Source organism: Echinicola jeungdonensis (assembly GCF_030409905.1).
Taxonomy (GTDB): domain Bacteria; phylum Bacteroidota; class Bacteroidia; order Cytophagales; family Cyclobacteriaceae; genus Echinicola; species Echinicola jeungdonensis.
Map to the genome: position 1 here is coordinate 493856 of NZ_JAUFQT010000002.1, position 20568 is coordinate 514423.

General features: G+C 39.9%; 12 protein-coding genes. 7 read left to right on the top strand and 5 right to left on the bottom strand.

Features of this window, described 5'->3' with window-relative positions:
* Positions 1-41: 41 nt before the first annotated feature.
* From QWY93_RS15315 to QWY93_RS15340, 7 genes are all read left to right on the top strand, one after another.
* Complete coding sequence (locus QWY93_RS15315; protein WP_290249269.1) at positions 42-2312, top strand: nitric-oxide reductase large subunit; 2271 nt, start codon at positions 42-44, stop codon at positions 2310-2312.
* A 156-nt stretch (positions 2313-2468) separates the two neighbouring features.
* Complete coding sequence (locus QWY93_RS15320) at positions 2469-2945, top strand: hemerythrin domain-containing protein (protein WP_290249270.1); 477 nt, start codon at positions 2469-2471, stop codon at positions 2943-2945.
* A gap of 9 nt (positions 2946-2954) precedes the next feature.
* Positions 2955-3398, top strand: a complete 444-nt coding sequence (locus QWY93_RS15325; protein ID WP_353959655.1) for an RrF2 family transcriptional regulator — start codon at positions 2955-2957, stop codon at positions 3396-3398.
* A gap of 256 nt (positions 3399-3654) precedes the next feature.
* A complete protein-coding gene (locus QWY93_RS15330; protein WP_290249271.1) occupies positions 3655-4212 on the top strand; it encodes a DUF4136 domain-containing protein in 558 nt (185 codons plus the stop codon).
* A 499-nt stretch (positions 4213-4711) separates the two neighbouring features.
* Positions 4712-5095: a DUF6660 family protein gene (locus tag QWY93_RS19760; protein WP_353959656.1), complete on the top strand. Its 384-nt coding sequence runs from the start codon at positions 4712-4714 to the stop codon at positions 5093-5095.
* 125 nt (positions 5096-5220) lie between these two features.
* The gene (locus tag QWY93_RS15335; RefSeq protein ID WP_290249272.1) at positions 5221-9555 is read left to right on the top strand and encodes a CusA/CzcA family heavy metal efflux RND transporter; all 4335 of its coding nucleotides are present in this window, start codon (positions 5221-5223) and stop codon (positions 9553-9555) included.
* Positions 9552-10745: an efflux RND transporter periplasmic adaptor subunit gene (locus QWY93_RS15340; protein ID WP_290249273.1), complete on the top strand. Its 1194-nt coding sequence runs from the start codon at positions 9552-9554 to the stop codon at positions 10743-10745. The genes QWY93_RS15335 and QWY93_RS15340 overlap by 4 nt, the downstream gene beginning before the upstream one ends.
* A 139-nt stretch (positions 10746-10884) precedes the next feature.
* Here the strand turns inward: QWY93_RS15340 and QWY93_RS15345 are convergent, their stop codons facing one another.
* The 5 genes from QWY93_RS15345 to QWY93_RS15365 form a co-directional block, all read right to left on the bottom strand.
* Positions 10885-11340, bottom strand: coding sequence for an SRPBCC family protein (locus QWY93_RS15345; protein ID WP_290249274.1), 456 nt, complete (start codon positions 11338-11340; stop codon positions 10885-10887).
* A 409-nt stretch (positions 11341-11749) separates the two neighbouring features.
* Positions 11750-14113, bottom strand: a complete 2364-nt coding sequence (locus QWY93_RS15350) for a glycoside hydrolase family 127 protein (RefSeq protein WP_290249275.1) — start codon at positions 14111-14113, stop codon at positions 11750-11752.
* Between the two features lie 256 nt (positions 14114-14369).
* Positions 14370-15995 (bottom strand): RagB/SusD family nutrient uptake outer membrane protein, encoded by a 1626-nt coding sequence (locus tag QWY93_RS15355; RefSeq protein ID WP_290249276.1) that lies wholly within the window; start codon positions 15993-15995, stop codon positions 14370-14372.
* 17 nt (positions 15996-16012) lie between these two features.
* Positions 16013-19303: a SusC/RagA family TonB-linked outer membrane protein gene (locus tag QWY93_RS15360; protein WP_290249278.1), complete on the bottom strand. Its 3291-nt coding sequence runs from the start codon at positions 19301-19303 to the stop codon at positions 16013-16015.
* A gap of 164 nt (positions 19304-19467) precedes the next feature.
* Positions 19468-20505: a FecR family protein gene (locus QWY93_RS15365; protein WP_290249279.1), complete on the bottom strand. Its 1038-nt coding sequence runs from the start codon at positions 20503-20505 to the stop codon at positions 19468-19470.
* Positions 20506-20568 lie beyond the last annotated feature (63 nt).

Below are 20568 nucleotides of genomic sequence, written 5' to 3' on the forward strand. Positions count from 1 at the left end.
CTAAAATAATTTATTAATAAAAAAAAATAATAGCTATGAAAATGGAAAAAAGATTATGGATCATTTTTGGCCTGGTCGTTGGCTTGTCCTTTTTGGTCTTGGGTTATTATGGTTATGAAATTTACCAGAAAGCCCCCCCGATTCCTGATTTGGTAGTGGATGAAAAAGGAGAAGTGGTCTTTACTGGAAAGGATATCCGTAACGGGCAAAATGCATGGCAAAGTATGGGTGGCCAGGAGGTAGGTTCTATTTGGGGCCACGGTGCCTATTTGGCACCGGACTGGACGGCAGATTGGATCCACCGAGAGGCTCTTTATATTTTAGACAGGTTGGCAGTTAAAGAGGCGGGTGGTAGTTATGAAAAAGCCAGTGAACCTCAACAAGCTGCACTGCGTGCCCAATTGCAAAATTCTATTCGGAAAAATAATTTCGATTCCGAGACCAGGACCCTTACCATTTCAGAAGAGCGGCATTCTGCTATTAAAGATTTGAGTAGTTATTATAAGGGATTGTTTATGGGGGATCCAGATCAAATGGAATTGCGGGATGCTTATTCCATCCCGGAAAATGCCATAAAGGATCCCCAAAGGATGAGGGATATGAATGCCTTCTTTTTTTGGGCCTCTTGGGCTTGCGTTACCGAAAGGCCCGGCAGTGATGTGACTTACACCCATAATTGGCCTTCAGATGAATTGGTGGGCAATAAGGCCACGGGGGACTTATTGCTTTGGACCGGATTTAGTGTGATCATGTTGCTATTTGGAACAGGGGTATTGGTGTTTTACCATGCAAAAAGTAAGGAAGAGGAGTTACAAGCCCCTGTGGAGGATCCTTTAATGCGGCAAAAAATCACTCCTTCTATGAAGGCCGTGGAAAAATATTTTTGGATTGTGAATTTGCTAATTCTTGTTCAGGTGGCCATGGGAATCATTACTGCCCATTACGGAGTGGAAGGTAATTTACTATATGGTTTTCCTTTGGCGGATTATTTACCTTATGCCGCTTCCAGAACCTGGCATGTACAGCTGGCCATTTATTGGATTGCCACAGCCTGGTTAGCAACAGGATTATATATTGGCCCATCGCTTACTGGGAAGGATCCCAAATTTCAAAAGTTGGGCGTAAATTTCCTTTTTATTGCCTTACTGGTAATTGTAGTAGGCTCCCTTGCCGGCCAATGGATGGGAATTATGCAAAAATTAGGGTATGTGAATAATTTCTGGCTGGGTCATCAGGGTTATGAGTATGTAGGTCTAGGTCGGTTTTGGCAATGTTTCCTATTGGTTGGACTGTTTATTTGGCTGGCTTTAATGATTAGGCCCCTGGTTCCTGTTTTTCGACAAAAGACCCAAGAAAAGCATTTATTGACCATGTTTTTGATTTCCTGTGCCGCTATTGCTTTGTTTTTCGGCGCCGGGCTTATGTGGGGAAGACAAACCAATCTTGCCATTGCGGAATATTGGAGATGGTGGGTGGTTCACCTTTGGGTGGAAGGTTTCTTTGAAGTATTTGCCACCGTAGTTGCTGCTTTCCTATTTACCAGGATGGGCTTATTGAAAATAAGGACTGCAAGTGTGTCTGTTATATTTGCCACGGTGATTTTTCTATCAGGGGGAATAATTGGTACATTTCACCACCTTTATTTTACAGGTACCCCTAAAGCAGTAATGGCCCTGGGAGCCACCTTCAGTGCTTTGGAAGTGGTACCATTGGTATTGATAGGCTTTGAGGCCTTTGAAAACTATCGAATGAGTAAGGTTACAGATTGGCTCAAGGATTATAAATGGCCGATTTATTGCCTTATTTCCGTGGCCTTTTGGAACTTCCTTGGGGCGGGGATTTTTGGTTTTCTGATTAATCCGCCTATAGCCTTATATTACATGCAAGGCCTGAATACTACGCCTCTGCATGGGCATACCGCTTTGTTTGGTGTATATGGAATGTTGGGAATTGGATTAATGTTATTTGTGCTTAGAAGTCTTTACCGCAAGCAGGTATGGAATGACCGGTTGATGGGTTTTGCCTTTTGGTCTATCAATATTGGTCTGATGTTAATGGCGGTATTGAGCTTATTGCCTGTTGGCCTGTTGCAAACAGTTGCCAGTGTTAACGAAGGCATGTGGTATGCCCGTTCCGCCGAATTTCTCCAGCAACCTCTTATGGATAATTTAAGGTGGTTAAGGGTAATCGGGGATACGGTATTTTCCCTTGGGGCTGTTGCCTTATTTATCTTTGTCTTTGGGTTATTTAGAAATCGTAAAAAAGGACAAAAGATTTCCAGGAAAGACAAAGAAATGGCCAGTGCCAATTGATAATGAAAGGTTTTAATTGATATGGAGGAAGCCCTCAAGCACCTAATTAAAAGATAAAAAGACCTATTTATTTGTAGGAGGTCTTAACTTTGATTAACAACATGGACCGGGGTTAAAAAGCCCTGGTCCATTTTCGAAAATTAAATTGACAATGCTATGAATAAACCATTGAAAAGACATGAGGCTTTGCAGCCTTTGTCCAGAGATCACCATCAAGGCCTACTTTTGGGTTGGAGAATCCGGCAAGGGATCAAGAAAAAAGTTGACCAAAACCGAATATTTGAGTATTTCAGGTATTTTTGGAAGGAACATCTTGAACCCCATTTTCAATTGGAAGAGGCATATATTTTTAATCTTTTGGATCCAAGAGATGAAATGAGAATCAAAGCTGAGGACCAACACAGGGAATTAAGAGAAATCGAAATGCTACTTGAAAAGAAAGGAGTGGAAAGGGACTTATTGGATTTATTTGCCGATAAGTTAGAAGCCCATATCCGTTATGAGGAGCGTGAACTGTTTCAGTATATGCAAAAGGTACTTGGACAGAATGAATTGGCCACCTTGAACGAAAAAATGGAAAAGGTACACAGCGAAAAAAGTGAATGTTGGAATGATCCTTTTTGGGTTAAATAATAGTGAAAAATGATGTTTTCAAAAGCATGTGAATATGGGATCAGGGCCGTAATTTATATTTGGTCCCAGAGTAAGCAAAATAAAAAGCTGGGTGTAAAGGATATTTGTAAAGAGATAGATGCTCCGGAATATTTTACGGCAAAGGTTCTTCAGTCTCTTGCCAGACAAAATGTTATTAGTTCTTCTAAAGGCCCCAATGGGGGATTTTTTATTGATAAAGACCAGGAGCAATTGAGGATGATAGATTTAGTCATCGCCATCGATGGGGATGGTATTTTTAATGGTTGCGGGCTTGGTTTAAAGCAATGCAGCGAAGAAAATCCTTGCCCCATCCATCATGATTTTAAAATTGTAAGAGACCAGTTGACCAGGATGCTGACCGAAAAAAGCCTTAAAGAAGTGGCTGCAGAAGTAGAAGAGGGTCATGCAATTCTTTCCAGGACGGGCAAGTAATTTTGAATAATTGTATTAGCCCTAGTAAGGATTTTTTTAATTAAAATCGGATTATTGGGATGAAATTTTGAGTTTGTAAAACTGATAAATTGAGGGGAAAAGTAGGGATAATCGATAGCCTTAATAACTTATTAAACCAATAAACCGCCAAAAGACAACATGAAGTTTTTTCATTCGTTTATAAGGTAAAAGGCTAATTTATAAGGGAAAATGATAAATTTATTGTAGTATAACCTTTAACAAAAAAGGAGGTTTTATGAAAAGGTTGAAAATTATTATTCCGTTTATTTTTTTGACCCTAATCATTGTTGGTTGTTCGGTAACCTCATCTGTAGTTACGGATTATGACCGCGAGGCCAATTTAAGGGAATATCAATCCTATTATTGGTCTGATGAATTTCAATTGAATAAAGGTCAATATGATGAGCCTTTGTTTTATAATACATTGATTAAAAAGCGATTAAAAACTGCCATAGAGGAAGAAATGAGGGCCAGAGGTTATGAATTGGATCCAGAAAATCCGGATTTATTGATAGATTCCCGGGTAATGGTCAACCAAAGAAGTACCTCACAAAATCCTTATCCAATAAGTCCCTATTACAATCCTTATTATTATGGGTATTTTGGATCGCAATCTAGCACCATGGAAAAGGAAGGTGGCATAGTCGTAAATTTAGTAGATAGGGAAGAAAGACAATTGGTATGGCAAGGTTATGTAGCCAATGTGTTTCAAACGGAAACAAAGGATAAGCAAAAAGAAATCCGTGAGGCCATAGCCAAAATTTTTGCGGCCTATGAGTTTAGAGCAAGGTAGGAATGCCTCCGATTCAGGGAAAAATGGTAAGCCTTTGAAATTGTTTATTTGCAGAATAGCTTATTGATTTTCCACCAAGATTTAGTATTGAAGCTCCAAACCTAAGGTTTTCAGGAAATCTAATTTCCGAAAAAACTTCAGTTGGGAGCTTTTTTTGGGTTTAGGTTTTTCATTTTTTATTTATTTTTCCACAAGAATAAATTTCTATATTCTATAAGAAAGTCATTTTTAAATTTTATTGCTTTAAGCAGGAATATAAATAAATGTTGGTGACATGGAAAACCGGAAAATTCCTTGGCAGGGGATAATAAACCTAGCCCAGGGTTTGACTTATGCCGACACTGGAAAAAAAATACAAAAATGTTTCCTAATTCACATTGCAAATGTCGAATAGCATTTACCCCAATAACCCAAAACAAATCAACACCTCATGGAAAAATTCAAATCAGCATTGAATTGCAATCCAGTTGCACGGTATTATTAATTAACTTTGCCTCCAATGAATTGGGTGGAAACCATATTACGTTATTACCTTTTGGCGTTAATGTTATTTCCTTGTGCTGACCAGGCGCAGGCTTCAGCTTTAGGTGACGAAGTATCTGTTCAATGGAATCAAAGCCAAGAACATGAGCACAAACATGGTACTGGAAAAGATCATTGTTCCCCTTTGTGTGTTTGTCATTGCTGTCATCTTCACTTTTATGTTTCTCCCCAATTTGAATTCAATTTGTTATCTGTATTCCCAAAAGATTTTAACGAACACTCACCCTTTATTTCCGGTATTCAACTTTTCGACTTTTTGAAACCCCCCAAGCCCTTGGCCTTATTTTCTGGGGAGGATTGCGTCCTGTTGGTTTATTTAATGTTTTTCATAAAACTCTGAAAAACAGGTATTAATAAGTTTTGTTTAAACTAAAGGATCAATCTGTTTTATGGTTTTTGTTGACAAAGATTCAGCAGGATTTTCAATGAATTATTTATACCAAATGTTTAATAAACAAGTAAAATATGATCAATAAACTCATCGACTTTTCGATAAAAAATAAACTGTTTATTGGTTTACTAACTCTGGCATTGGTAGGGGCCGGAATATGGAGTATGAAAGAGGTGCCGATAGATGCGGTGCCGGATATTACCAATAATCAAGTCCAAGTCATTACCCAAGCACCGAATTTGGGAACCGAAGATATAGAACAATTTGTCACTTATCCAGTGGAGGTTTCTATGGCCAATTTGCCTGGTGTAGTGGAGATTAGGTCTGTTTCCAGGTTTGGGCTTTCTGTGGTGACCATTGTATTCGAGGATGATATGGGGACCTATTTGCCCCGGCAATTGGTGGCGGAAAAACTTACCGAAGTAAAAGAGGAAATTCCTAAAGGCTTTGGACAGCCATCTATGGGACCTATCTCTACTGGTTTGGGAGAAATTTATCAATATACCCTAAAGGTGGATCCCAAATTCAGTGGGGAATATTCCGTAACTGACCTTCGAACCGTTCAGGATTGGATCATTAAAAGGCAAATGGCCATGGTGCCAGGGGTAGTAGAAGTCAATGCTTTTGGAGGTAAAATCAAACAATATGAGGTGGCTGTTTCACCTGATGAGCTTAAAGCTATTGGAATTACCATTACCGATATTTTTCGTGCCCTGGAAGAAAACAACCAAAATACAGGTGGAGCCTATATAGAAAGGAATCACCATGCTAATTTTATCCGGGGAGAAGGCATGGCCAGGAGCCTGGAGGAAATCAGGAATATCGCCATCAAAACAGAAGGGGGGTTACCTATCCGAATTAAAGATGTGGCTGATGTCCGTTTTGGGAATGCTGTCCGATATGGGGCTTTTACCAAAGACGGGCAGGGGGAAGCAGTAGGAGGAATGGTATTAATGCTAAAAGGAGCAAATTCTGATGAAGTAATAGAATCCGTAAAAACCAGGATAGCAGAAATTCAAAAATCACTTCCAGAAGGGGTAAGGATCGAACCCTTTTTGGATCGAAGCAAATTGGTGGCGGATACCACAGGAACCATCACCAATAACCTTGTGGAAGGTGGCTTGATTGTCATCTTTGTTCTGGTCGTCCTACTCGGAAATTGGCGGGGTGGATTGATCGTGGCTTCCACCATCCCGCTTTCCCTGTTATTTGCTTTTGTTCTAATGAATGTCTTTGATGTATGGGCCAACTTGATGAGTCTTGGTGCTATCGACTTTGGGATCATTGTGGATGGGGCGGTAATTATCGTAGAAAGTACTGTTTTCTTTCTTTACCAAAAGAAAATAAGCCAAAATGAAATTGACCAGTCAACAAGGGATAAGGTTACGGCTGATGCCTCCAAGAAAATGATGAATTCTGCCTTTTTTGGTCAATTGATCATTCTTATTGTCTTCCTGCCCATTTTGGCATTGGAAGGGGTGGAAGGAAAAATGTTTAAACCCATGGCTTTGACTTTTAGTTTTGCCATGATCGGGGCCATGCTGCTTTGTCTAACCTATGTGCCCATGATGTCCTCCCTTTTTATCCGGGTAAACAAAAATGACAAGCTTTCCTGGGGGGACCGTGCAGTCCTTTGGCTGGAAGAAAAGTACGAACCTTTGCTTAGGGCCTCCCTAAAAAAAGGAAAATTATTAATCGGTCTTTCTGTGGTATTATTTGGTATGGCGGTATTTATCTTCACCAGGATGGGAGGAGAGTTTATCCCTCAATTAGATGAAGGGGATATTGCCTTCCATATCATCCTTAAACCTGGCAGTTCTTTATCTGAATCTGTCGAAACCTCTTCAAAAATTGAGCAACTGATTTTGGATAACTTCCCTGAAGTGGAGCATGCCATGACCCGGTTTGGGGTTGCTGACGTACCCACAGATCCCATGCCCATGGACATTGGGGATTGTTTTCTAATCCTAAAGCCCAAAGACCAATGGGAGTCTGCTGATTCCAAGGAAGGTTTAATAGAAAAGATTAAATCCACTATTAATGTGGTCCCCGGAGTGAATTATGAATTTACCCAGCCCATAGAAATGCGCTTCAATGAATTATTGACCGGGGTCCGGGAGGATATTGCAGTCAAATTGTTCGGAGAGGATCTGGATGTACTTGCCCAAAAATCCAGGGAAATGGGCCGGATTATTTCCACGGTGGAAGGGGTGGCTGACATGAGGGTGGAAGCTACCACAGGATTGCCTCAAATGACCGTTCTTTACCAAAGGGATAAACTGGCCCAATATGATTTGAATGTGGAAGATCTAAATACGGTGGTTCAAACAGCCTTTGCAGGAAAAAAAGCAGGGGCCATTTTCGAAGGGGAAAAACGTTTTGACCTTGTGGTCAGGTTGGACTCCCTTTACCGTACCCAAATCAGCGATGTAAGAAACCTCTATGTCAATACCCCTGATGGAGCCCAAATCCCACTAAAGGAGGTTGCAAATATCAGTTATCAACCAGGCCCCATGCAGATCAGCAGGGATAATACCAATCGCAGAACCTATGTTGGAATCAATGTCAGGGGCAGGGATATTGAATCCTTAGTGAAGGAAATCCAGCAAAAACTGGATGCTCAACTGGAGTTGCCCCCAGGATATTATATCCGCTATGGAGGTGCATTCGAAAATCTGGAAAGGGCTACTAACCGTTTGGAATTGGTGGTTCCCATTGCTTTGGCATTGATTTTTATCCTGATTTATTTTGCCTTAAGGTCCATTAGGCAAACCCTGATGATTTATATGGCCATCCCGCTGGCAGCAATAGGAGGAGTGTTTTCCCTTTGGATTAGGGGAATGCCTTTTAGCATCTCTGCTGGAGTGGGTTTTATTGTGTTATTTGGGGTGGCGGTGCTCAATGGATTGGTCCTGATCAATGGTCTTAATGATTTAAAATCAGATGGCATGAGTAACCTAGATGAAAGAATTCGTAAAGGTACTCGAAGAAGAATCAGGCCTATTTTGTTAACCGCATTAACGGATATTCTTGGCTTTTTGCCTATGGCCATTTCTACAACATCAGGAGCAGAAGTCCAAAGGCCGTTGGCAACTGTTGTGATTGGAGGATTGATGACCTCTACTTTATTGACCTTATTTATTTTACCGATTTTATATAATTGGATGGAATCGAAAAAACTTTCTTTGAATAAAAACTTATTGGTATTAGCCATTCTTTTCATGGGTTTACCTGCATTTGCCATGGCACAGGAAAAGCCAATTACGAAGCCTATTACGTTGGAACAGGCTATTTCAAAAGCTGTGGATAGGTACCCTTTGATAAAATCCAAAAAACTGGAAATCGAAAAACAGGAAGCCCTGAAAAAAACCGCCTGGGAACTGGGAAGGACCCAGGTATTTACAAGCGGGGAAGAAATTTCAGAAGGCCAAGGAGTATATACCACTATTGGGGTTCAGCAACAGCAGATTGATGTCCTGGGCATTGGAGCCAAAACTAAAGCTCAAAACCAGAGGGTTGCTTTAGCAGAAGCGGCATTGGATTTATCTGAAAGGGAATTGATCAGGGAAGTCAGCATGGCCTTTTCAAAGGTTTATGTAAAACATAAGCAGTTACTTTGGTGGCAAAAAATGGATACCCTGTTTCAGGAGTTTTCCAAGGCTGCCAAACTTCGATATGAAACAGAAGCCACTTCCAAACTGGAATGGCTGGCCTCAAGAAACCAAGTACAAAAAGTTACTATTAAGTTAGAGCAAGCCAAACGGGATTATCAAATGGTCTTGCAACGCTTTAATTTATGGTGGGAAAATGATACTGTTTTTACCGCAAATGCCCAGGATTTAAGAACTTTAATTCAATTGGAAAGTCAATACCAAGGCCAACTCAATAGGCATCCTTTGTTGCAATTTGCCAAAAGGAAAATGGATCTGGCGCAATCCGAAGTGAAAGTAGCCAATAAGGACTTTTTACCTACAATTTCAGCCCAATATGGGATTCAGGAAATAGGTGGACAATCTGGATTTAGTTCTTTCCAACTGGGCCTAAATATTCCATTGGCTTTTGGCCCTCAACAGGGAAGGCTTCAGGCAGCTAAAGTAAATGAAAGGCAAACCCAGGAGGATTTTAAGCTGTCTCAGTTAAAATTCAGGACTACTGTTCAAAATTTGCAAGAGCAGTTTCAAAAATGGAAGTCCTCATGGGAATTTTTCCAAAAAGATGCATTACCTCTTGCTAGGGAGCAAGAAAATGGAGCCGTTACTGCTTACAAAAGTGGCGCCATTGATTATGTGACTTTTATTCAGCTTATCCGTGATGCCATGGAAGTGGAGCTGGATTCCTGGGAAGCCCTGGATCAATTTCTTCAAACTAAGTTTCAACTGGAATTTTACCTTGAACCTACAAAACAATGAATAAACCAATTAGTATTTTTAAATATATAGGAATTGTTCTTATAACCCTGGCAGTTAGTTGTCAACAAAAACAAAATAACCAGGGAAGAGAAACAGAAAATGGAAAGGAAAACCGTATTGCTGATAATCAACATCACTCTGTCAGTTTGACCCAAAGTCAAGTAGAAGCTTTGGGCATAGAAATGGGAAAAATTCCCAGGAAAAATTTGGTTTCCACTATAGAAGCCAACGGGGTATTGGAGGTTCCTCCTCAAAATGAAGCGAAAGTAACGGCCATCATTGGCGCCAATGTAAAATCCATCCAGGTCATTGAGGGGGATCAGGTAAAAAAAGGCCAGGCATTGGCCTACATCCACCATCCTGATCTAATCAAATTGCAAACAGAATATCTACATGATTGGAGCCAACTTAAATTCCTGGAAAAGGACTTAGAACGTAAGAAAAAACTATTTGAAGCAGAAGTAGGTTCAGGGCAAGATTTTCAAAAGGTGGAGTCTGAATATAATGCTATGGAAAGCAAAGTAAAAGGACTGGCAAGTCAATTGAAATTACTAGGAGTCAATGCTCAGGAAATTCAGAAGAAAGGACCTGTAGAGACAATGGCCATTTCCAGTCCCATTGCCGGGTATATCAAAGAGGTGAAAATTAAAACAGGACAATATGTGGCTCCACAGGATAATATGTTTGAGGTGGTCAATATTGAGCATATTCATGCTGATTTGATGGTATTTGAAAAAGATGTGTTTAAGGTTAAAAAAGGGCAAAAGGTACGTTTTAGGGTGGAAACGGCCCCAGGGGAGGATTTGATGGCAGAAATATATGCGGTAGGCAAATCATTTGAGCAGGCACCCAAAGCAGTACATATCCATGCAGAAATTGAAAATAAAAAAGGCCTTTTGATTCCAGGGATGTATGTTAAAGGCAGGGTACTGGTTGGAGAATCCCAACAAATGGCTTTGCCTGAAGAGGCAGTGGTCCGGGAAGGGGAAAAATATTATGTCTTTTCAGGTGAAAAGAAAGAGGGGCAATGGCTTTTTTCCAGACATGAAATACTGCCAGGAATAAGAGATAATGGATGGTTGGAAGTAAACCTTATCAATCCAGGTGACAGCTCCCAAAATTTTGTTATGAATAAAGCTTATTACCTATTGGCAGAAATGAAGAAAGGAGAGGGAGGGCATCACCATTAAGGGGATGTGGTTTTTTTTCTATTAAAATGTATTGGGTTGATAAGTAAGTTTGGGAAAATAAAAAAAGCTCATTTGGATACCAAGTACCAAGTCCGATGTAAAAAGAAAAAGTGGTTGGTATGGACACCAACCACTTTTTTTAGTGGGAAACAGCAGGCTCCTTTTCCGCCAATTCTTTCACTTTTTGAATGGCTTTGGGGAAGGTTTCCTCAAAGAATTCTTTATACTCATGGTCAATGTCCATTTCCACTGTTAACTCGGTTTGGTTGTTTTTTGCAATCAGGGTATAATTTTCAATGGCTCCATTCCAGTTTTCCTCGCCCTTATTGCTCATATCCTCTTTACCCTCATGAATGGTTCCCATGTGTATAAAGGACATGAACTTATTAGGAATTAATTTTTCAATCTTACTGACCATGCCGTTTCCTTTTCCATCAAGAAAAAGGATTTTACTGCCCTCTTTCCAATCAGATTCAGCCCGGGAACCCTCACTAAATACTTTGGTCCATTGCCTGTAGGTGGCATCATCCCATAATATTTTCCAAACCTTTTCAGGCTTGGCATTGATCAATATTTTAAATTTTTGCCGTTCCATGGAGTTAAGATTTTGGGTTGTTTTTAAAATCTTTGGGTTTTGAATTGACATTTTCCCTTGATCAATAAAATGACCAAATGGAAAACGTGCCGAATAGGTTAAAATAGGGAATTTGTCGTAATAATAGCCTTGGGCATTATTTTAATGGGTAATACCCAATTTATAAATACGTATTATTGAAAAAATGGTGTTGGTTATTCAAAAATCTTTTTAGGATTAGCTCAAAAAACCTAAATCTGGTTCAAGTTTCCCGGTGGGATTGATACAAGCATCTTAACATGGATCATTTCTCTCGTCTAAAGGACTAGTTCAAGTCTCCTGACTTTGACTTATCACAATGAAAACAGGAACCATAAAAAAACCTTTGCCCACATGAGCAAAGGTTTTGGTTAGTTAGAATAAATCCCCATTATTTAAGTAATCTTATCTCAAATATTTTTGCCGTGGATAAATTTTCCTTTGCAATGAATTTCAAATCAATGGTTTTTTCCTGACCAAGATTTTCCGGCAATTCATAATCCACTTCGAAGAATCGCCCTTCATCATTGAAAAATTCATTCTTTTTCAGTTTTTCAGATCTTACTGTTGAAAAAGTTTCCCCATTTAGCTGAATATCAAAGGCAAAATCATCCTCTGAAGTATGTATTGTTAATCGCAATTTTTTGGCCTGTTTTTGTCCATTGCGAAGTTGGTATCCAAACCAAGATGAGCTCTTTCTATAATGTCTGTCTTGGAAAACACCTGCTTCGGAGGATTTATCCATAAAGAAATGGTCAGATTCCGGTTGCTGTTCACCAGGAGTGATTTTATCAACTGTTTGCTTTTCCAGCTCCAAACTCCTTTTCTCAATATCAGTGAGCCATTCCCTGGTTTGAGCTATTTCCTCAGGTTTGCTGACAGGGAAATAAAGGATATAGCGGCTGTCATGGATTTGATAAAAAGGTTCAAGCTCCAAATGCCGGTTGGAATCCACCACAGGATCTAGATTAAATTGTAATGATTTTCCTTCAATAGGTTCTAGTTGATCTTCAATTTTGTTGTTTTGAAGCAAAATGGGAAGGTTGTCCATGGAATATAAAGATCCACTGGCAATATGGCCCATTCGGCTGTCGTCAGCAATTATACCTTTCAAGTCAGAACTGTCCGTCTTTGCTGCCAATACAATCGGTCCATGCACAAAGGATGCCCAGGGGCTGCCATCTGGCAGATATTCCAATTGGGTTTCCATGGGAAGGTTTATTTCTACTTGGTCTTCATCTTTCCAAGTCCTTTCAATTTTGATATAACCGTAATGGATGGAATGGTAATCCGCCTTTTGACCATTAACTCTGATTTCCATATTTCCGGTTATCCATTTAGGTTTTCTGATATATAGGGCAAATTTCTTTTTCTTTTTCAATTGAAGAGTAAGGGAGGATTTTTCTGATTTTGGAAATGAAGTATTTTGGGTCAATTGAATACCCTTTTCTTCCCAGTTTAATTCGGAAGGAATAAAGAGGTTGACAAAAATATTTTCCCCATCATGGGCATAGATCATTTCTCCATATTTACCATGGTTTTCCATACCTGATCCTACACAGCACCAGAAGGTTTCATGCGGATTGGAATACACCCTGTAATGTTGGGGACGCATGGGTGTAAAGTAAACAAATCCCCCGTGCTCTGGATGTTGGGAAGAAAGGATGTGGTTATACAAAGCCCTTTCATAATAATCCATATACTTGAGTTCAGGGTTTTCCAAAAAGAGGTATTTGGAAAGCTTCACCATATTATAGGTATTGCAGGTTTCCGGGCCTTCCCTGGAAGTCAGCATTTCTGTAAAATTATCAGAAGGGTGGAAATGCTCCCGCACACTATTTCCTCCAATGGAAACTGTCCTTTTTTCTACCACCGTATTCCAGAAATATTGAGCAGCATTCTCTAAACCTTCATCACCGGTGGCTTGGCTCACTCTGAAAAATCCGATGATTTTTGGAATTTGGGTATTGGCATGCATTCCGTTAAGTTGATCTTTGCCGGCCATTAGAGGCTGCAAAAGCACTTGATGGGAAAGCCTGTTGGCCAAAGTCAGAAATTGATCATCTCCGGTAATTTCAGCAACATCCACGAAAACTTCATTGATGCCACCATGTTCACTTTTTAAAATTTCCTGGATTTGTAGATCATTAAGTTTGTCGGTCAAATCCAAAAACCAATAAGACAGTTTTGAAAGGATGTTTTTAGCCTTTTTGCTTCCGGTATAATTATAGGCATCTGCCAAACCGGCGAAAAGTTTATGGATATTATAAATGGGTACCCATTTGTCATTCAATGAAAATCCTCCGGCACGGATATTTCCATTTGCCACTTGGTCCCACATTTTTTTCCCTTCTGGAATTCCTCCCACATAACCGTCCGGATCCTGATTTTGGCATTCTTCCAATCCCTCCAGCATGTAATTTAACCGGTACAATACTTCCTGGCTTCCTGTGGAAGCATACATAAGGGATAGGGCGGAAAGGTAGTGGCCACCAATATGGCCGTCCAATCCGGTATTTTCCCAGTTTCCATAACGGGGAGATTTGGGTTCCAGGCCTGCCTGGAGGTAAAATGGTGCCAAAAGGCGATCCGGGTTCATTTCCAGCAAATATTGCTTATCCACTTCCTGGGCATTTTTAAATGGGCTTTCCAGAAGTTTTACTTGATTAAGAGGAAAAGTTTGTAAGGCATTTTCCTGAGTATAGGCCCAAAGGGGACTAAAAATCAGCAGGAGGAATAAGCAACGCTTTAACATAAGTAATTTAGGTTTTATAGGTTTGATAATTATTTTTTGGCTTCCGAGGCTTCCGAGATCAACAAAAGGAAATCTACGAATGACACTAATTAACTCGAATTTTAAGTGATTTATTTTTTAATCCAAATTGATAGTTTTTTTCTCAAGTTAGAAATATAATAAGTCCAAAATCAAATTCTGTTTTTTTCCAATAAATGAAATTTAAAAAAAGCAGGCACTGGAATTGTCCAGCACCTGCTATAGGGTTTTATAAAGGTTAATAATCAGGATTCGGTTGCAAATTCGGGTTGGTATTCAAGGCCAGTCTTGGAATTGGATATAGAGCCCTATAATCTCCGTTGGGCTTATGGTTCAACCAAGATTTTTCAGTAAATACTCCAAAACGGATCAAGTCCTGTCTCCTTCTTCCTTCCTGGGCAAATTCCCAACCCAACTCATCCAGAAAGCGGCCATACATGATATCAGCTCCTCCTTCAAAGGTTTCTTCCTGTTGGTTCTGAAGACCGTAAGCATAGCGGCTTCCTTCCATCAATTCCTGACCTGTAACTGTAGCCTTTTCTGGGTTTGCAGTGAAATTTCTGCTTCTAACTTCAGTTACCAAAGCCGCAGCTGCTTCCGCATTTCCTGTTCTTAATAATGATTCTGCTTTCATCATTAGTATATCAGCATATCTGAATAAGGGCCAATCATTGCTCAGTTGCACTTTGGCATCTTGGGCAATTTCAAATTTACCCAATCGGAAACCGTGGATTTCTTCAGAATAATCTATACCTGGTAATTCATTGATATAAGCCAGGGGTTCACCCACCAAGGATCCTAAAGAACAATAAATGGGATCCCCATTGGCTTTGTATTGTTGACCTTGGATCCAGTTTCTTTTTAACCTAGAGTCATCCGGATCGAAGGTGTCAATAAACTGAGGAATGGCACAAATACCTCCCCACGGGGTGTTTTGAAGGTTGTAAGTTGCCTGGTTTCCCGGTTGTAATGTTTGCATATGAAGATCAAATGCATTCCATTCTGTTACATAATTTTCATCAAAAGGAATGGCAAAGATGATTTCTGGAGACCCTTCATTTTCAGTTCTAAATACATCACTTTGGTTGCCTTCCAAAGCATAACCAGCCCCTGAATTAATAATAGCATCACAGGCTTCAAGGCATTTATCCCAAGCTGGAGTTCCAGTATATACTTCAGCATTCAGGTACATTTTTGCCAATAGGGCATAGGCTGCCCATTTGTTGAAAGTGCCATAAGTACTTTGATCATTTTCCTCTGACAACAAATCAATATTCTCAGTAATTTCACTGATGATGAAGTTATAAACTTCGGTTCGGTTGCTTTGTTCGGGTAAAAAGCCTACAGGAACATCGAATTCAGTGACTATTGGAACATTTCCGTACAAATCAATTAATACATAATAATAAGAAGCTCTAAGGACTTTTAGTTCTGCTAAGGTAGTTGCCTTTAACTCATCCGAAACTGGTACTATTCCAGATTCAATTTGATAAATTACCCTGTTACAATTGGTAATTCCAGAGTAAGACCTGTTCCAGTTCTGGACTACAATTCCATCATCTGTTGTCCATTTGTGCTCATGGATTCTTCGGTACACACCACCATCCACCCAACCATTGGGCCTGGCAGGAATAACCAGTTGGTCGGCTGAAACTTCTTGGGCGCGATGAAGCCCGTCCCACTGGAGCATTACATCTCTCCAATTGACATAAGCAGATCCAACTAAAGAAGCCAAATCTTCCTCAGTGGATTCAAATTGATCAGCAATGATGCGGTCATAACTTTCTTCTTTAAGTTCAATACAAGAAACAGAAGAACAAAGCAGCCCCAGCATTAAGGCTATATTGATATATGATATTTTCATTTCAATTCAAGTTTTGGTTAAAAGCTTAGGTTTATTCCAAGTGTAAAGGTCCTGGTATTGGGATATTTGTCCCTGCTATCATTTCCAGGTGACAACCCTAGTCGATTAACTTCAGGGTCTATTCCAGAATAACCAGTGAGAATAAGGGTGTTCAAGGAAGAAGCGTAAACCCTGGCAGATTTTAAGAAATTATGGTTGCTAATGGGGAAGTTATATCCCAAAGTAACATTGTCAATTTTCCAGAAATCACCATCTTCTATATAGTAGCTGTTGAATTCCAAAGGTGCATCAAATTTTGCTTTTCCGAACACCAAATCCTGGGAGGATTTCAATTGGTTATATTGTTGGAGGGTAGGGTTTTCATAATACATTCTTTGAAAATTTAGGATTTGATAATCAAAGGCTCCCCTCATGGTGATGGCCAAATCCCAATTTTTGTATTTGATATTATTGTTCCACCCTGCGTAATATTTAGGCAATCCATTACCCAATACCTGCTTTTCTTCAAATGAATGGTTGAATTCATCATAACCTACCGTCTCTCCACCAGGGGTTTCATAAATCCATTTGCCATTTTCATCGATGTCCACCACTTTGAAGCCATAAAAGTCCCCGATATTATCACCGATTTTGACAATATGGGTGAAAGTTTGGATGGGTTCTCCTGTACCTCCAGCAGTAAAATAATCCTGCGTGGCTTGATATTGTTCATTGGAAAGGCTGACCAGCTTATTGGAGTTGGTGGAAAAGTTGAAACTTGTCGTCCACTGGAAGTCCTTGTTTTGTATGGCGATAATATTCAAAAGCGCTTCCCATCCTTGGTTTTCCATGACCCCTACATTAGCCCGGGTTCTATTGAACAAGTTGGGAGGAGTGGGCACATCGTAATCATATAAGAGGCCATCAATTTTCCTTTTGTAATAATCCACATTACCACTTACCCGGCCGTCAAAAAGGGTGAAATCCAAACCAATATTGGTTTCTTTTTTCTCTTCCCATCTCAAGTTAGGGTTAGGGTTTTGGATAGGGCTTAGGGCCCTTATCCAATTTCCATTGGAATACAAATAGCGGTCATATCCCAGCATAGCCACACCCAGGAACAAATCGGCTGGCTGTGTACCGGTAACACCATAGCCTGCTCTTAATTTTAAATCTTTAACAAATGAGAGGTCCTCCATAAAGGATTCATTTGAAATCCTCCATCCCAGAGAAACTGCAGGGAAGGTTCCCCATGGTTGGTCTGTTCCGTACAATTGGCTGGCAGCTTCATGCCTTACACTTGCCAATAGCAGGTATTTGTCCATGTAATTATAGGAAAGCCTGCTGAAGAAACTGATCAAATTGGTATTTGCCTTATAACTGGAAATAGGAGCCAAACCTTCTCTAAGGGCATTTCCTGTTCCGATATTGTTATATCCAAATCGGTCAGTAGGGAAATCCCAGTTTTGCATCCAAAATTCCCTGAACTCATTTTCCTGATAGCCATATCCCCCCAAAATGGAAAGGGTATGGTCACCAAAAAATGTGGTGTATTCACCGGTCAGTTCCAGCAATTTATCTTTGGAATAGGTTGTTCCATTGGAAGCATAGCCATTTCTTCCATCCCTTAAAGTGGAAATGTGCTGCTTGGTTTCTGAATAACCTCTTACTTGGTTATAAGTGTTTAAGGAGGCCACTGCACTAAGTTTCAAGTTATTGATGGGGGTATAAATCAACTTAGTATTGATTCTAGTATTTTGGGAAGAATTTTCCCCATCACTTTCAAATAACCTGGCCATAGGATTTTCATAATTGAATATCGAAGGCTGTTCATGCCAGGTTCCGTCTTCATTCCTGACCGGTGCAGTTGGGTTTCTGATCAAGGCTTGACGATAAGTATAGCCATTGAAACTTCCTCCATCAGCGGTTGTAGTATATTTGTTAAGTGTATGGAGAAGTCCAATGTTCAATTTTAACTTATCATCCAACATATTATGATTGATGTCAGTACGGAGGTTAAGGGTATTATTGTTGGATTTTTTGAAAATTCCCTCAAAATCCCGGTAGTTGGCATTGGCCAGGTAATTGGTTTTTTCATTTCCTCCTCTGAAAGTCATGTTATGGACATGGCTAATGGGGGTTTGGGTGACTTCATCCATCCAGTTTGTATTGCCTCCTAAATCCCAGGATGCATCTCTTTCCCCAGCTTCGATTTGTTCCCTGTAATCTTCGGCAGTTAGCATATCCAGTTCTCTGGCAATAGTTTGTGTGCTCATGTAGCCCTGATAATCAAAAGAACTGGAATATTCTCCGGAAGCACGCTTGGTGGTCACCAAAATAACCCCATTGGTGCCTCGGGTACCGTAAATGGCTGCTGCTGACCCATCTTTAAGTACATCAATCGATTCTATATCTTCGGGAGCAACCGTATTAAGATTACCTGGGATCCCATCAATCAAAACCAAAGGATCAGAATTGGCACCATATAAGGTGGTGTTTCCACGAAGAAGGATTTGGGATCCACTCGTTGGGTCACCACTTGGTGCAGAAACTGTCAACCCTGCCACTTTACCTTGAAGTAGCTGTCCGGCATCATTTACACCGCCTTGTACAAAATCATCAGATTTTACAGTGGAAACTGCACTGGTGATATCTGCTTTTCTTTGAGTGCCGTATCCAATTACGACTACTTCATCCAGGTTAGAAATATCTTCTTTCATCACCACATTGATGGTGCTTTGATTGCCAACTACCTTTGTGACTTTGGCAAAACCAATAAAAGAAAATACCAGGGTGGACCCTTCTGGTGCATCAATGGAATAATTACCATCCAAATCAGTAATAGTTCCTGTGGTGCCTCCTTGTATGGAGACAGTCACTCCCGGGATTGGTTCTCCATTGGTATCCGTAACGGTTCCGCTAATGGAAACTTCCTCGGCAATATCCACCCTATCAGCTTTTTCCCTTTCTACCTTTTTAACATCAATATTGTGGTTGACTTGTTTAAAAGAGAGAGAAGCCTGACGGGCTACTTGGGTGAGTAATTCTTCTATAGTACCACTTCCTTTAATAAAATGGAGCGGCAAATTTCTGTTAATGTCCTTTCTGTCAAAGGAAAATTGAAAATCAGTGCTGTTTTCCACAGCCCTGAAAAATTTTCCAAGTGTCATTTCTTGCTTCCCGAGGGAGATCTCTACCTCGTCAATTCGGTTAAATTGGGCATGTACACCTCCCGCTGATACAAGGGAAATGAACATTAGTTGCACAAGGAAGCCGTAAATAAAATACCTTGACAACATATAGATTGTCCTTTGTAATTTTAATTTCATAATTTTGAGTTTATTAAGTTCAAAGATTAGGGATGCAGGATGCCACCATTCCCCAATGTATAGTCATCCTGTACCCTAGTTTTTTACCAACAAAAAAGTTGGATTTTTAAGAGCTGTCTGTTTTCATGGGCTTTTCGGGTTTTAAAATTGATAAATAGGGCTAGTTAAAATTTTATTATTACCTGTTTATCCTTTTGGCTGTATTGGAAATTTTCAACATATGCTATTCTTTCTAATACAATTTTTAAGGATTCATTCTTATATTTTCCTGTAAGATTCCAATTCCTTTTGGGTTGACCTGAGGTACTAATGTTGATGCCGTACCATCTTTCTAGTTTTTGAATTACTTCCTGGACATCAGCATTTTTGAAACTTAAAATTCCATCTTTCCACCCAGCCACTTCTATTGGGTCAAAATTGCCTACGTTGGTTTTTCCTTCATTGGGTATATATTTAAGTTCCTGGCCTGGAACTAAAAGAATATTTTCCCGGGTCTGACTGTTTTGAATTTTTACTTTTCCAGTCAATAAGGCAATGTCCAACTTATTATTCCCCATATGTGAAATATTAAAAGAGGTTCCCAGTGCTATAGTGGTCAGTTCCCCTGAAACTACTTTGAAGGGCTTGTTGGGATTTTCAGCGACATCAAAAAATCCTTCCCCTTCCAAATGGACTTGGCGTTGGTTTTCTGAAAACTTTTCGGGATAAGAAATTTTACTGCCTGAATTAAGCCAAACAATGGTCCCATCTGGCAATTTGAATTTTAACTTTTCTCCAAATGGAGTTTCCTTGCTTAGAGTAGCTATTTGAGCTGGGATATCTTGTTGACCTTGGTTCAAGAAATAGTTTGTCATCCAGGACAAAGCCACAGCAAGGAGGATAATGGCGGCAATCCGGCTTACCTGAGTTAATATTCTTATTGGAGTTCCTTTTCCCGGTTTTTCAGGGGTATTCTTACTTACTTTTACTTCAGGGCTTTGACTTAAAATATTGTTGAGGATATTTTCTTTTTCTTCAAGTTGGGAAGAAGTGGTTTCTTTTTTAAGACCTTTTAATATTTCTCTGGCTAATAATAATTCATCCCTTCTGTGAGGATTTGCTTTCAGCCATTTTTGCCAGTAGGCATCCAGAGCTGCATCCGGATTGCGGACCCAGCGAACAAATTCGGGATTGGTTAAAAGCTCCTCTTTCCTATCTTTCATAAAAACAGTTTCATGTACCAATTACATTTATATAAGACATGAAGTAGTAAAATGCCATCACAG

Coding starts and splice junctions, on each gene's coding strand:
- QWY93_RS15340 (WP_290249273.1), top strand. CDS start 9,552: ATGAATAAACCAATTAGTATTTTTAAATATATAGGAATTGTTCTTATA.
- QWY93_RS15320 (WP_290249270.1), top strand. CDS start 2,469: ATGAATAAACCATTGAAAAGACATGAGGCTTTGCAGCCTTTGTCCAGA.
- QWY93_RS15360 (WP_290249278.1), bottom strand. CDS start 19,303: ATGAAATTAAAATTACAAAGGACAATCTATATGTTGTCAAGGTATTTT.
- QWY93_RS15315 (WP_290249269.1), top strand. CDS start 42: ATGGAAAAAAGATTATGGATCATTTTTGGCCTGGTCGTTGGCTTGTCC.
- QWY93_RS15335 (WP_290249272.1), top strand. CDS start 5,221: ATGATCAATAAACTCATCGACTTTTCGATAAAAAATAAACTGTTTATT.
- QWY93_RS15330 (WP_290249271.1), top strand. CDS start 3,655: ATGAAAAGGTTGAAAATTATTATTCCGTTTATTTTTTTGACCCTAATC.
- QWY93_RS15350 (WP_290249275.1), bottom strand. CDS start 14,113: ATGTTAAAGCGTTGCTTATTCCTCCTGCTGATTTTTAGTCCCCTTTGG.
- QWY93_RS15365 (WP_290249279.1), bottom strand. CDS start 20,505: ATGAAAGATAGGAAAGAGGAGCTTTTAACCAATCCCGAATTTGTTCGC.
- QWY93_RS15345 (WP_290249274.1), bottom strand. CDS start 11,340: ATGGAACGGCAAAAATTTAAAATATTGATCAATGCCAAGCCTGAAAAG.
- QWY93_RS19760 (WP_353959656.1), top strand. CDS start 4,712: ATGAATTGGGTGGAAACCATATTACGTTATTACCTTTTGGCGTTAATG.
- QWY93_RS15355 (WP_290249276.1), bottom strand. CDS start 15,995: ATGAAAATATCATATATCAATATAGCCTTAATGCTGGGGCTGCTTTGT.
- QWY93_RS15325 (WP_353959655.1), top strand. CDS start 2,955: ATGATGTTTTCAAAAGCATGTGAATATGGGATCAGGGCCGTAATTTAT.